We start from the raw sequence: 15,158 nt of genomic DNA on the forward strand, positions 1-15,158 counted from the left end.
AGCAAGCCCGGTCCGGGCGGCGCTCCGGACAAGTGGCACTTACAAGCGCTGCAAAACTACAGCCCCTCCAGTTCCGCCATCAGGTCATTCAATCGGTCCACCTTCTCCGCGGTGATGTCCGTCGCGGACAGCCCTTCGATGTACATCGCCAACGCCTGCACCGTGCTGCACTCGAACATCGCACGCAGCGGCACATCCCGCTGCAAGGCGTTTTGTACCCGCGAGGCGATTTGCGTGGCCAGCAGTGAATGACCGCCCAGTTCGAAGAAATTGTCGCGAACCCCGACCTGCTCGACTTTCAGCACCTGCGCCCAGATGTCCGCCAGGGTTTGCTCAAGCTCCGTTCCCGGCGCCTGGTAGTCCTGGCTTTGCAACTGCCCGATCGCAAGCGCCGGCAGCTGCTTGCGATCGAGCTTGCCGTTGGCATTGAGCGGCATGCGCGACAGCCACAACCAGTGCAGCGGTACCATGTAGTCGGGTAGCACGGCGCGCAGGCGTTGCTTGATCCCCTCCAGTTGTTCACCTTGATCCTGAGTCGAATCGCTGACCACCAGATAGCCGACCAGGTGCTTGCCGTTGACACCTTCCTGCACGCAGACCGCCGCTTCGCGGACCTCTGGCTGTTCATGCAGGCGCGCCTCGATTTCCCCCAACTCGATGCGGTAGCCGCGGATCTTCACCTGATGGTCGACGCGGCCGACGTACTCAAGCACACCGTCGGGACGCCGCCTTGCCAGGTCGCCGCTGCGATACAGGCGCTCGCCCGGGGCACCAAACGGATTGGGCACAAACACCGGGGCGGTACGCAGCGGGTCGCTGACATAACCGCGCCCCACCCCCGTGCCAGCCACGCACAATTCGCCCACGGCCCCCAGCGGCACCAGCTCCAGTGCACCATCAAGCAGGTACAAACGGTTGTTGTCGGTCGGCGTACCAATCGGCAAGTAACTGCCGCGAGTCGAGGCCTGGTCGACGCGAAAGAACGCGACGTCATCCGAGCATTCCGCCGGGCCATAGGCATTGACCAGCCCGATATCCGGGTAACGCAGCAACCATTGGTACGCCAGTTCAGGTGGCATCGCCTCGCCCGTCGGCAACATCCAGCGCAAGCCGTCCAATGACATCCGCTCCTGGGCAAGCATGCCCTGAATCAGTGAAGGCACACTCTCCAGCACGGTGATGCCCTGGGCCTGCACGTGGGCCAGCAGTCCCTGCGGATCATGGGCGATGGCGTTCGGCACGATGTCCACCCGTGCACCGAACAACGGTGCGGCAAGGAACTGCCAGACCGAGATATCAAAGCTTTGCGAAGCGGTCTGCGCGATTACGTCGGTTTTGCTCAGTTGCAGGTAGGGCACCTTGCTCAACTGGTTATTGAGCATGCCGCGTTGCTCGACCATCACCCCCTTGGGCAGACCGGTGGAACCGGAGGTGTAGATCACATAGGCCAGGTTATCCGGGCCGCTGTAGATCCCCGGGTTATGCACCGGGGCCTGACCCGCCTGCACCTCCTCCCAGACCAGCAAGCGAGGTCGATTGGCACAACCGAACTCATCCAGCAATGCCACTGCCTGTTCACGGCACGCCGCACTGCACACCAGCAACGGCGTATGGCTCAGCTCGATGATCCGGCTCAGGCGCTGACTCGGCAGGTCCGGGTCCAGCGGCAGGTAACCGGCACCGGCCTTGAAGCTGCCGATGATCATCCCCAGCAGGTCTGGAGTGCGTTCCGCGAGCAACGCCACTGGCTGATCCATCCGCACCCCCGCTGCCACCAGGGCATGACCCAGGCGGTTGCTTCGCTGGTTGAGCTCGCTGTAGCTGTGGCACTGGTCCAGGCAACTGACGGCAATGCGCTGTGGATACGCGGCGACCTGGGCTTCGAACAGTTCGACATAGCTCTGCTGCAGCGGGTAGTGATGCTCGCTCTGGTTGCAGCCGTTGATCAGGAAGTCCCGCTCTTGCTCGCCCAGCAAGGGCAAGTCCGCCATGTCGCCGTGGAAACCATCGATCAGGGCAATCAACAGTCGCTTGAACTCGCCAAGCATGCGTTCGACCGTGGAGGCGTCGAAGTAACGCTGGTCGTAGGACAGGTGCAGCCCCAGGTCATCCCCCGGATAGCACACCGCCGTCAGCGGGAAGTTGGTGTGGGTTCGGCCCGAGTCCGAGGTGGCGTTGAGGCTTTGCGCACGGTCCAGCACCGAGACTTCCACCGGGGCATTCTCGAACACGAACAGGCTGTCGAACAGGGGTTGGCCCTTGGGCAGTTCGCTCTGTTCCTGGATGTTCACCAACGGCAGGTACTCGTACTCGCGCAGTTGCATGTTGCTGTCCAGCAGATCGCTCAGCCATTGGCGCACACTGCAGGGTTGATCGTCTTCGGGCAGCTTGACGCGCAAGGCGATGCTGTTGATGAACAGCCCCACCGTGCGTTGCATCTCGGGCATCTCCACCGGACGCCCGGCCACGGTGACGCCGAACAGCACGTCGCGATCACCGCTCACGCGTCGCAGGACCAGGGCCCACGCCGCCTGGGCAAAGGTGTTGACGGTCAATTGATAGGCCTGGGCCAGCTCCCGCAGTCGCGCGCCGGCGCGGGCGTCCAGCCGGGTGTAGCAGTCACCGACGATCATGCCGCCACTGTCACCCGCGTGTTCACGCAGGAACGGACGGTCACCCGGTATCGACGTGGTCCGTTCAAAGCCTTGCAGATTGTGCTTCCACCACTGGCGTGCCTCGGCCATGTCCTGGCGTTGCAGCCAGCCAATGTAGTCGCGATAGCGCGGTGCCACGGCCAGTTGCGCCTCCCGCCCCTCGCCCATTGCCGTGTAGATCTCGAAGAAGTCATTCATCAACAAGGATCGGCACCAGGCATCGATGAGGATGTGGTGGTTGCTCATCATGAACCAGTAGCGTGCCGCGCCGACGCGGATCAGCCGCAGGTGGAACGGCGCCTGGTGGAGCAGGTCGAAGCCGGCCTCGCGTTCGGCCTTGAGCAAGGCTTGCAGCTTGGGCTCCTGCTCATCTTCGGCCACCGAGCTCCAGTCCAGGAACTCGATCGGGGTGCTGCCCGGCGTGTGGATAACCTGCAGCATCTGCGCGCCGATGTCCCAGCAGAACGAGGCCCGCAAGGCTTCGTGCCGAGCGATCACCGCCTGCCACGCCTGAGCGAATCGCTGCGGGTCAAGTTCACTGTGGATACGGTAACGGTCCTGCATGTAGTACAGGCCAGTGCCCGGTTCCAGCAAGGTGTGCAGCAACATGCCTTCCTGCATCGGCGTGAGCGGGTACAGGTCCTCAATCTGCGAGGCGGGAACCGGCAGCTCGTCGAGCTGCACCTGGGTCAGTTGCGCCAGCGAGAAATCTGACGGTGTCAGGCCTCCGGCATTGTCGTTCAGGCAGTGGGCGATCAGGCCCTGCAATTCGTCGAGGTAGGCCTGCGCCAATTCGCGGATGGTCTGCCCATCATGGCGCTGCGCGCTGAAGGTCCAGCGCAACAACAGCTCACCGCCATACACCTGGCTGTCGATGCTCAGTTCATTGGGCAACGGTGCATCCGGGTCATGAGCGGCACCGACGGGTTGATCCAATGGCTGGAACAGCGCGTCGTTGCCAAAGCTCTGATCGAACTGACCCAGGTAGTTGAAGGTGATTGACGCTTGCGGCAGTGCCGCCATCTGCTGCCGGCACGCGTCATCGGCCAGGTAGCGCAGCACACCATACCCCACCCCCTTGTGCGGCACTGCACGCAGTTGTTCCTTGATGGCCTTGATCGAAGCGCCCTGCCCGGTCGCGTCTTCGATGCGTTCGGGTGTCAGGCGCAAGGGGTAGGCGCTGGTAAACCAGCCGACGGTGCGCGTCAGGTCAATCTCGTCGAACAGGCTCTCACGGCCGTGGCCTTCGAGCTGAATCAGCGCCGAGTCATTGCCGCTCCAGCGGCACAGCACGCGGGCCAGGGCGGTGAGCAGCAAGTCGTTGACCTGGGTCCGGTAAGCACTGGGCGCCTGTTGCAGCAATTGCCGAGTCTGCTCGGCGCTCAACCGTACGCTGACAGTTTGTGCGTGACGCTGCTGCCGGCCACCTTCAGGGTGATCGCAGGGTAGCCCGGACCGGGCCGTGGCCAGTTGCTCTTGCCACCAGAGCAGCTCTTCGCGCAGGGATTCGCTGCTGGCATAGGCCTGCAAGCGTGCGCTCCAGTCACGTAGCGCGCTGGTTTTCGCCGGCAGGCGCACGGCCTGTTGCGCCTCGAGTTGACGGTAGACAGTCTGCAGATCGTCCAGCAACACCCGCCACGACACCCCGTCGACCACCAGGTGGTGAATGGCAATGAACAGACGTTGCCCACCCTCGGCCCCATCGACCAACACCACTCGCATCAGCGGACCCTGCTCAAGATCCAGGTTGCGCTGGGCATCGGCGAACAGCGCTTCACAGTGGTCCAGGTCCGGTACCCGGACTTGCCACAGCAAGGCGGCATCCGTCAGCGCCTGATGCTCGGCTCGCCATTGCCCGGCCATTGGCGTGAAGCGTAGGCGCAAGGCGTCATGCTGCTCGACCACCGCTAGCAACGCTTGCTCCAGTCGATGAGGTTCAAGGTTCACCGTAGGCTCCAGCAACAGCGCCTGGTTCCAGTGCTGACGCGCCGCCATATCGGTCTCGAAGAACCAATGCTGAATCGGCGTCAGTGCCGACTCACCCGTGAGCAGGCCTTGCTCGGCCATGACCTGTTCGGTACGCGTGGCCACTGCCGCCAGCGCCTGCACCGTTTGATGCTGGAACAGGTCCCGTGGGCTGAAGTGAATACCCTGCTGACGTGCCCGACTGACGACCTGGATCGACAGGATCGAATCGCCGCCCAGTTCAAAGAAGTTATCGTTGAGGCCGACCTGCTCGACGTTCAACACGTCGCACCAGATACCGGCCAGCGTCTGCTCCAGCGCGTTGCTCGGGGCGACGTACGCTTGGCGATTGAGATCCAGGTCCGGTGTGGGCAGCGCACGGCGGTCAAGCTTGCCGTTGGCCGTCAGCGGCCAGCGAGCCAACAGCATCAGGTGCGTTGGCACCATGTAATCCGGCAATTGGGTTTTCAGGTGCGCCTTGAGCGAGTCGCGCAGCGTTGCCTGCTGCGCCAGGTCCTGTTCGGCCACCTCACTGACCAGGTAGCCGGCCAGCTGTTTGCCGCTTGGGGTATCGAGCGCCAACACCACCGCTTCACGTACCGCCGGATGTTCCAGCAGGCGGGTTTCGATTTCACCGAGTTCAATGCGGAAACCGCGAACCTTCACTTGATGGTCGATGCGCCCCAGGTACTCCACCAGGCCATCGATGTGCTGGCGCACCAGGTCGCCGGTGCGGTACAGCCGCCCGCCATGAGCGGCAAACGGGTCGGCGACAAAGCGTTCGGCAGTCATCCCCGAACGCTGGTGATAGCCCTGGGCCAGACCGGCCCCGCCAATGTATAACTCACCGGTCGAGCCTTGCGGCACCAGCGCCAGGTCAGCGTCGAGAATGTAGGCCACGCGGTCACCGATCACACGGCCGATCGGTACGCTGCCGGCGCCCTCCTCCAGGTTTTGCGGGGCCAGACTGGCCAATGGCATGACCACGGTTTCGGTCGGGCCATAGGCATTGAAAAACAGACTCGGCTGGAAGGCTGCGCGGATTCGCTGCAGGTGCTCCCCGGTCAAGGCTTCGCCACCGGTGATGCACATGCGCACCGGCAGGGTTTCCCCCTGGGTGGCCAGCCATTGCGCCAACTGGCTGCCGTAACTGGGGGTGAAGCCGAGAACAGTGATGCGGTGCTGACGAATCAGCTGGCAGATCGCTTGCGCGTCCCATTGCCCCTGAGCCCGCAACACCACCTGTGCACCGCAGAGCAATGGCACCAACAGACGCTCGGTGGCGGCATCGAAGTTGATCGAATAGAAATGCAGTTCGTAGTCATCGGCACGCATGCCGAAGCGCTCGATCACCGCGCGGCAATGCATGGCGATTTCGCCGTGGGCTACCACCACGCCCTTGGGCTTGCCGGTGGAGCCGGAGGTATAGATCAGGTAGGCCGGATCCAGCGGCGAACTGATCAGGGGCAACTCGCAGTCCGGGTAATTCACCAGTCGCACGGCATCCCTATCCAGGCACCAACGCGCCACACCGGGCGGCAGTTCACCCAGCGCCTCGAACATCGCCGCGTCGCTGAGCAACAGGCCAAGGCCACTGTCTTCGATCATGTAGTGCAGGCGATCCAGCGGGTACTCCGGGTCCAGCGGCACATAGGCACCGCCCGCCTTGAGAATCGCCAGCAGCCCGATGACCATTTCCAGCGAGCGCTCCAGCGCCAGGCCGACCCGCACCTGCGGGCCGACGCCCCGCTCACGGAGCCCCCAGGCCAGACGATTGGCGCGACGATCCAGCTCGGCATAACTCAAGGTCTGAGCGGCGAAGGTCAAGGCCGGCGCGTCGGGGCGCGCCAACACCTGCTCGCTGAACAGGTGATGAATGCACTGGTCCAGGCGATGTTCGCCCGGCGCTTGCGCAAGGCTGGCCAACAGCTGTTGCTGCTCGCTGGCGCCCAGTAACGGCAGTTCACTGAGTCGCTGTTCAGGGTCGCTGATCAAGGTACGCAGCAGGTTGCGCCAATGCCCGGCCATGCGGGCGATGCGCGGCTCATCGAACAGATCGGTGCTGTAGGTGAAACAGCAACCCAACCGATGATCGAGTTCGGTGACTTCCAGGTTCAGGTCGAACTTGGTCGCCCGTGCATCGTTGGCCAGATACTCGACCGTCATGCCGGCCAGCGAACGGCTCTGCTGGAACTCCCAGCGCTGAACGTTGCACATCACTTGGAACAGCGGGTTGTAGGCCGTGCTGCGCGGTGGCTGCAAGGCTTCTACCAAGTGATCGAACGGCAGGTCCTGGTGGGACTGACCTTCGATGACTCGCTGGCGAACCTGCTCGAACAACTCGGTCACCGTCATCTGCCCGTCGAGCTGACAACGCAGGACCTGGGTGTTGAGAAACGCACCGATCAGCCCTTCGCTTTCCGGGCGAATGCGGTTGGCCACCGGAGCACCGATACGCAAGTCGGTCTGGCCACTGTAGCGGTAGAGCAATACGGCCAGGGCGGCGGTCATGGTCATGAACAGGGTCAGGCCCTGTTGTGCATTGAAGGTGCGCACCCGTGTGGCGAGGTCGTCACTCAGATCAAAGCGAAACAGCTCGCCCCGATGACTTTGCACCGCAGGTCTTGGGCGGTCACCCGGCAGCTCCAGCAGCGGATGCTCATGGCCCAGCTGTGCAGTCCAGTAGTCGAGCTGACGCTGACGCTCGCCGGACTCCAGCCATTGACGCTGCCAGACACTGTAATCCAGGTACTGCACCGGCAACGGTTCCAGCGGCGACCCCCGATCATCGAGGAAGGCTTCGTACAAGGCCGCCAACTCACGGGCAAAGATATCCATCGCCCAGCCTTCGGTGACGATGTGGTGCAAGGTCAGTACCAGGTAGTGCTCGTGCTCGGCGGTCTTGACCAGGCAGGCCCGAAGCAACGGCCCGGTTTCCAGATTGAACGCGGTGTGCGCTTCACGGTCGGCCAGTTGCTGGACTCGCTCCTCGCGCAGGTCAGCGTCCAGCGTCGAAAAGTCCTGCCAGTCCATGCGCAGGCCGGTTTGCGGATGAACCCGCTGCCAGGCCACACCGTTAACGCTGGGGAAGGTGGTGCGCAGGGTTTCGTGACGCATGACCAGCGCTTGCAACGCCGCCTCGAAACGCCCGACATCCAGCAGCCCGCGCAAACGCGCCATGCCGCCAACGTTATAGGCCGGGCTGTCCGGCTCCATCTGCCAGAGGAACCACATGCGCTGCTGGGAATAGGACAACGGCACCGGTGCTCTGCGGTCGACTTTCTCGATCGGCGGCTGTTGGTTGCGCTGACCCGACGCTTGAATCAAGCGCACCTGCTCGGCGAAGTCACCCAGCTCGCTGGCCTCGAACAACACCCGCAGCGGCAACTCGACGTCGCAGGCCTGCCGGGTCCGGGAGATGATCTGGGTGGCCAGCAACGAGTGGCCGCCGAGGGCGAAGAAGTCATCGCGCAGACCGACCTGGGCCTGGCCCAGCACTTCACGCCAGATCGCGGCGATCTGCTGCTCCAGCGCCGTGACCGGTTCAATCTGCTCACGCACCTGCCACTGGGGTTGCGGCAAGGCACGGCGGTCGACCTTGCCACTCGGGCTCAAGGGCATTGTGCCCAGCCGCACCAACTGTGCCGGGACCATGTACTCCGGCAGCTCGGCAGCCAGTGCGTGTTTCAGGCGCAGGCTTTTCGCCTCTGGCGCTTCAACGCTATCGACCACCGTGTAGTAGCCGATCAACTGCACGCCGGCAACGGTGTCACGCACCAGTACCACGGCCTGTGCGACGTTGTCCTGTGCCAGCAGGCGTGCTTCGATTTCTTGCGGCTCGACCCGGAAGCCACGCAGTTTGATCTGCTGATCGAGACGTCCGAGGTATTCCAGAGCACCCTCCGCGCTCCAGCGCACGCGGTCACCGGTGCGGTACAAACGCGCCCCTTGTTCACTCAGCGGATCGGCGACAAAGCGTTCGGCGGTCAACCCGGGTCGTCCCAGATACCCCCGAGCCAGGCCGGTACCACCGATGCACAGCTCGCCGGGGACTCCGGCCGGCAGCGGATTGAAATCACTGTCCAGCACCCGGCACACCACATTGCCCAGCGGCCGGCCAATCGGCGAGCGTTCGCCATCGCTCGTGTGGCAGTGCCAATGGGTGACGTTGATCGCCGTTTCAGTCGGGCCGTAGCGGTTGTGCAGTTGTACCGCCGGCAATTGCTCCAGCACGCGGTTGCGCAACTCGGCAGGCAAGGCTTCGCCACCGGAGAACAGGCGGCGCAGGCGGGTGCATGCGGCCGTCGTGGGCTCGTCGATGAACAGCTGCAACAACGCTGGTACAAAGTGCAGCGTGGTCACGCCGAAAGCTTGCACCAGGTGGGCAATGCGCTGGGGGTCGCGATGCTCCCCAGGGCCTGCCAGCAGCAAACGACAGCCAGTGATCAACGGCCAGAAACACTCCCACACCGACACGTCGAAACTGATCGGCGCCTTTTGCATCAGCACATCGCTTTCATCGAGGCGGTAGGTGGCCTGCATCCACTGCAGCCGTTCGCTGAGTGCCCCATGGGTGTTGCCGACACCCTTGGGCTGGCCGGTGGAGCCGGAGGTGTAAATCACGTAGGCCAGGTTGTCGCCCTGCAGGTGCAGCCCCGGTGCATGACTCGACCAACTGTCAAGGTTGAGGGTGTCCATGGCGATGACACTGACACCCACCGCTGTCGGCAGGCGTTGCAGCAGCTGACTCTGGGTCAGCAGCAGCGTCACGCCGCTGTCTTCGAGCATGTAGGCCAAGCGCTCGGCCGGGTAATCCGGGTCCAGCGGCACGTAGGCGCCACCGGCCTTGATGATCGCCAGCACGCCGATCAACAGCTGCGGCGATCGCTCGGCGGCAATCGCCACACAGACGTCCGGCCCCACGCCTTTGTCGCGCAGGTAATGGGCCAGGCGGTTGGCCTGGGCGTGCAGCTCGGCGTAGCCCAGTTGCCCGCCCTCCCACATCAGGGCGATGCGTTGCGGGGTCAGGCGCGCTTGCTCGTTGAGCCACTCCGGTAGCCATTGGTTCGCCGTGGTGCGGGGGGCAACACTCCACTGTGCTTGCTCGGCGTGTTCGCTGGGTTCAAGCAGAGACAGGTCGCCGATGGTCTGTTGCGGCTGCTCGCAAACACCGCGCAACAGGTTGACCAAGTGCCGGGCCAGACGCTGGACCGTCGCTTCATCGAATAGCTCATCGGCGTAGTCGAAGGACAGGCTCAAGCGGCCATTGCGGTCCTCTTCACTGTGCAGTTGCAGGTCGAACTTGGCCTCGCGGCTGTGCCACGACAGCTCCTCGGCGAGCAGCCCCGGCAAGCGGCGCAGGGCACCGAGGTCACGCTGTTGATGGTTGAACATCACCTGGAACAGACCCTGCTCGCGGGCTTGCGGGAACGCCTCGAGCAGTTGCTCGAACGGCAGGTCCTGATGGGCCTGGGCATCCAGTGCGCGGGCGCGGGTTTGCGCCAGCAGTTCGACAAATGGCAGACGCGAATCCACTTCGGCGCGCAGCACCTGGGGGTTGATGAAGAAGCCGATCAGCCCCTGGGTTTCCAGGCGCGGACGGTTGGCATTGGGGACGCCAATCCGGATATCGCGCTGGCCGCTATAGCGATGCAACAGGCTCTGGAACCCTGCCAGCAACAGCATGAAGGTCGTCGCATCAAGAGCCTGGGCGGTCTGGCGAATCGCCTCGCTCAAGCCAGCGTCCAGTCGCTGGGTGTAGCGTGCTGCGCTGCGCAACGCCTGGGCAGAGCGTGGATGATCGGTCGCCAGGTTCAGGGCCGGGTGCTCGTCGCCCAACTGCTGCTTCCAGTAAGCCAGTTGCCGCTCGCCCTCCCCCTGCGCCAGCCATTGGCGTTGCCAACTGCCGTAATCCGCATACTGCAACGGCAAGGCGGCAAGGGCAGCGGTCTGGCCCTGGACAGCGGCGGCATACAGGTGCGAGAACTCGTCGATCAGCACGTTCAGCGACCAGCCATCGGCAATGATGTGATGCAGGGTCACCAGCAATTGGTGCTCTTCATCGTCCAGGCGTACCAGGGTGACCCAGAACAACGGGCCGTTCTCCAGATCGAACTGGGTGCGGGCCTCGTCCTCACGAATCTGCCGGGCGCGGGCTTCACGCTCGGCCAGCGGCAGGTCGCTGATATCGATCAATTGCAGGTTGAACTCACAGGCGGGGTCGACCTGCTGCAGCGCCTGGCCGTCCCGTTCGAAAAACCGCGTGCGCAGGGATTCGTGGCGCTCGATCAACTGTTGGAAACTGCCGCGCAAGGCGTCTTCATCCAGTTCGCCACGCAGCTGCAAGGCACCGGGAATGGTGTAGGCGCTGCTTTGCGGTTCCAGTTGCCAGGTAATCCACAACCGGTTTTGCGCCAGCGATTGCGGCAATGCTGCGTTGCGCGCCAAGGGCTTGATGGTGCCCAAGGCCTGCCCGCCGTCCTGTTGTTGGCGTGCCACTGCCGAGGCAAATGTCGCGAGGGTCGGGGCCTCGAACAGCAGGCGCAGATTCAACTCCAGGCCCAACGCCTGGCGCAGGCACGCCACCACCTGCGTGGCGGCGATGGAGTTGCCGCCCAACAGAAAGAAATGATCGTCGGCACTCACGTGCTCGACGTGCAGGTGATCGCACCAGATCTGGCCGATCAGGCTTTCAAGTGCCGACACCGATCGAGGCTCGCCAGCGGCGGGCTCATCATCGCCGGGAAACTGCGCGTAGGCGTCGAGGCTGCCATCGACCTGCCGACTGCGACACGCCGAGCGCTGCAACTTGCCGCTCGAGGTCTTTGGCAACGCACCGGGATTGAGTAACACCACGACGCTGGGGACCTCCTGAAAGGCCTCGGCCACCGCCTGGCGAATGGCTTTGATCAGCGTCTCGGGCGCCAGGATTTTCTGCACGCCGCGGCTGATTTCCGCGGCGATACCAATACCGTCCTGGCCCTGATGATTCACGGCGAAGGCCGCGACCCGACCTTTGCGCACCACCTCCACTTCACGCTCGATGGCCTGTTCGATGTCCTGTGGATACAGGTTATGGCCGCGCACAATCAGCATGTCTTTCAAGCGCCCGGTGATGAACAGTTCGCCATCGCGCAGGAAGCCCAGGTCGCCGGTGCGCAACCAGGTGCGCCCTGCATGCTGGACAAAGGTCTGCGCCGTGGCTTCGGGGTTACGCCAGTACCCATGGGCGATACTCGGCCCGGCCGCCCAGACTTCACCGACCTGTTGGTCAGCCAGTTCCGTCAGCGCCTGGGGCTCGACGATCAGCAGCGCGTGTTCAGGCTGGCTGTGGCCGCAACTCATGATGGCGCCACCCTCGCCAGGTTCGGCACGGTTCTGCGCCAGCGCCTGCTCGTCCAGACGCAGCGCCGGGATACCCTGGCCGCGCGCACCGCCTGCCACGAACAGCGTGGCCTCGGCCAACCCGTATGACGCCATGAAACTGTCCGGGGTAAACCCGCTGGCGGAAAACTTCTCGGCGAAACGCTCCAGGGTGTCGAGACGAATCGGTTCGGAGCCGGAATAGGCCACGCGCCAGCCACTGAGGTCCAGACGCTCCAGCGCCGACTCGCTTACCCGCTCGCTGCACAGCCGATAGGCAAAGTCCGGACCGCCACTGATGGTGCCGCCGTACTCACTGATCGCTTCCAGCCAGCGCAACGGTCGTGCGAGGAAGTACGCCGGCGACATCAATACGCAAGGCACACCACTGAAGATCGGTTGCAGCAGGCCACCAATCAGCCCCATGTCGTGGTACAGCGGCAACCAGCTGACGATCACGTCATCCGGGTTCAGGTCGATGCCAAATCCCCGGCGGATCAGCAACTCGTTGGCGACCAGGTTACCGTGGCTGACCTGCACGCCTTTGGGCAGTGCCGTGGAGCCCGAGGTGTATTGCAGGAAGGCGATGTCATCAGCCTGCAGGCACGGTACCTGCCAACGCTCGGCCAGCGAACGGTCCAACTCGTCGATGCACAGCCATTGCGGCGCGTGCACGGTGCTCAGCTCACTGATTTGTTGCAATGAATCACGCAGGTCGGTGCTGGTCAGCAACAGGCGCGGCTCGGCATCGTGAATGATCGAGAGCAGGCGCTCCTGATGATGACGGCGCGCCGACTCCGGTGGATAAGCCGGCACCGCGATAACACCGGCGTACAGACAACCGAAAAACGCCGCGACGTAATCCGGGCCGCTGGGGAACAACAGCACCGCACGATCGCCGGGTTGTGTCTGCGCCTGCAGGGCCGCTGCCAGGGTTCGCGCGCGAAGGTCCAGCTCGCGGTAACTCAAGACGACGCCCTGCTCCGGCGTTTCGCCAAGAAAGCGCAAGGCCATCCGGTCCGGCGTCAGGGCCGCGCGGCGCTGGAGGGCTTGGACCAGTGTGCTGGGGAGTTCGAACACGTCGCTCATGAGGGTTCCTGCCTGAATTCGGCTTGCAAATGGAGTCGGTTTTTTCTTGCGCTACGTCCATTCAAGAACGTGCAGGACGCGGTCTTTGCCGACCGTGCAAGGCTTGGTAAAGCGGCGAAACCGGGGCCTTTGCCCGGTGCCATTCACCAATGAGAACGGATGGAGAATCGAAATAATTAGTCCGTGCTTGAGGCTCAGCGCAGCGGTTCACGGCTCTCAGCGTGAGGCGGTTCGCAAAACGCCTTGCCCAATAGAATTAATTATCCCTCTCAATTGACAATCATTATCATTAAGCCTAGCTTGTCGCTCGATGCGTTGGACGGCTCCAAATCCCTTGTCGTCCCACTAACTTTTTGCAGCAAGGTGACTTCCATGACGGAACCAGTGTTCACAAGCAGGTGTGACTCACCCTTACTCCAGGCATTCGTTGATAACAGACTGACTTTGGTGAAGATCGCCGCTCGTATTACCGGTTGCCGATCCCGCGCTGAAGACGTGGTCCAGGACGCCTTCTTCCGGTTGCAGTCGGCGCCGCAGATCACGTCCTCGTTCAAGGCACAGCTCAGCTACCTGTTCCAGATCGTGCGCAACCTGGCGATCGACCACTACCGTAAACAGGCGTTGGAGCAGAAGTATTCAGGGACTGAAGAAGAAGGCTTGAACGTGGTCATTCACGGTGCTTCACCAGAAACGTCACACATCAACTTCTCGACCCTGGAACATATCGCCGACGCCCTCGGTGAACTGCCGAGCCGCACTCGCTACGCCTTCGAGATGTATCGCCTGCACGGCGTGCCCCAGAAGGACATCGCCAAGGAGCTGGGCGTGTCGCCGACCCTGGTGAACTTCATGATCCGCGATGCGCTGGTGCATTGCCGCAAGGTCTCGGGCACTCGCAGCGATACCTTCGCCCGTCGCTGACCCCGAACACCCCTTGTGGCGAGGGATCTGGCTCCCTCGCTACAAAAAACCTTCCTGGCCAACCAATCACGCCAACGCGCAACGATCAAAAAACCGTTCACGTCCCAGGATCATCAGCGCCGCGCGCTTGTGAGGAAAGTCGAATTCCTTTTCGCAGTGGAAGCACTGGTTGTGCAGGTGCCCGATCATCTTCGCGTTGTCGGCGCGCGGTTCGGCCACCACCCGTTGCGTGCGCGCATCATCCAGGAACAGGTAATGCACCAGTGCCGAGAGCCAGCTCGCCACCTTGTGTGGGCCCCGGTGCTGTTCTTCGCCGACCAGCATGTGAATCCCGCGATCGTAGTCACCGGCCTCATAGAACGGAGCGATGCGGTCTTCCTTGGCCCAATAGGCTTCAAAGTAGGCAAACGGCTGATCGTCGAAACAGCCAATCAACGTCAGCGTATGAGGGTCGGCTTCCAGCTTGGTCAGGTACTCGCGATGCTGTTCCAGGCTGCCACTCTCCTGCCAGAAACTCGCGACTCGCGGACTGTTCTGCCAGCGATTGAAGCGCGCCAGGTCGTTGTCGATTTCAACCGTGCGCAAGGATATCCAGGCCCCCAGCCGGGCATCGAAGCGGCGGTAGACTTCACCTCGGGGCTTCACGGCACGCTTGGGATGGCGCTTGCCGGCACTGATCAACATCTGTTGTGGATAACTGCCGTTGCATGACTCGCCCAGCCAGGGTTGGGGCAATTGCCAGAACAGGCTGCGCTCGCAGCGGTACTGTGCGGCGTGTTCAGTGGTGATCAGCAAGCCACTGAACAAAGCTTGCGTGGGAGGCTCATCCAGATGCCAGGTCAGGGACTGACATCCCGGGTCACGGGCAAACAACCAGTAACAGGCCGCCCACAAGGCCTCGCCGACAGGACGGCCAAACAGCGCCTGCACACGCAGGTGCAACCCGGGCTCACGGCTCAGGCTCAACTGAATCAGCGGTTGTCCTTGCAGAGACAGGCTCAGCCGGCTCTCGTTTTCATCACCAGCAAGACGGAGCCCCAGCGGTAGCGCAAGGGCCGTCAGATCATTCAGATTGGACATGGGTCGGGCTCACGGTAATCATCGACAGTTCGTTGATGTGACGTGAGCGGCGCAGGGAAATTTAGGGGTGGCTGGCAAATCGGCGCG

Annotated in this window: 3 protein-coding genes; 1 reads left to right on the forward strand and 2 read right to left on the reverse strand. The window is 63.0% G+C overall.

Annotated elements, in window-relative coordinates; genetic code table 11:
- Nucleotides 1-56 precede the first annotated feature (56 nt).
- Nucleotides 57-13,070 carry a non-ribosomal peptide synthetase gene (locus tag CKW07_RS04755; RefSeq protein WP_095143824.1) on the reverse strand — a complete coding sequence of 4,338 codons (13,014 nt, stop codon included), beginning with the start codon at nucleotides 13,068-13,070 and terminating at the stop codon, nucleotides 57-59.
- Between the two features lie 372 nt (nucleotides 13,071-13,442).
- Here CKW07_RS04755 and CKW07_RS04760 point away from each other — a divergent pair, with 372 nt between their 5' ends.
- On the forward strand, nucleotides 13,443-13,991 hold the full coding sequence (locus tag CKW07_RS04760) for an RNA polymerase factor sigma-70 (RefSeq protein ID WP_095143825.1): 549 nt from the start codon (nucleotides 13,443-13,445) through the stop codon (nucleotides 13,989-13,991).
- Between the two features lie 66 nt (nucleotides 13,992-14,057).
- Here the strand turns inward: CKW07_RS04760 and CKW07_RS04765 are convergent, their stop codons facing one another.
- Nucleotides 14,058-15,071: a GNAT family N-acetyltransferase gene (locus CKW07_RS04765; protein ID WP_095143826.1), complete on the reverse strand. Its 1,014-nt coding sequence runs from the start codon at nucleotides 15,069-15,071 to the stop codon at nucleotides 14,058-14,060.
- Nucleotides 15,072-15,158: the final 87 nt, after the last annotated feature.

This window comes from Pseudomonas sp. Irchel s3b6 (assembly GCF_900187415.1).
Taxonomy (GTDB): domain Bacteria; phylum Pseudomonadota; class Gammaproteobacteria; order Pseudomonadales; family Pseudomonadaceae; genus Aquipseudomonas.

Bases quoted from the DNA above. Each gene is read 5' to 3' on its own strand.
- CKW07_RS04755 (WP_095143824.1), bottom strand. From the start codon at position 13,070: ATGAGCGACGTGTTCGAACTCCCCAGCACACTGGTCCAAGCCCTCCAG.
- CKW07_RS04760 (WP_095143825.1), top strand. From the start codon at position 13,443: ATGACGGAACCAGTGTTCACAAGCAGGTGTGACTCACCCTTACTCCAG.
- CKW07_RS04765 (WP_095143826.1), bottom strand. From the start codon at position 15,071: ATGTCCAATCTGAATGATCTGACGGCCCTTGCGCTACCGCTGGGGCTC.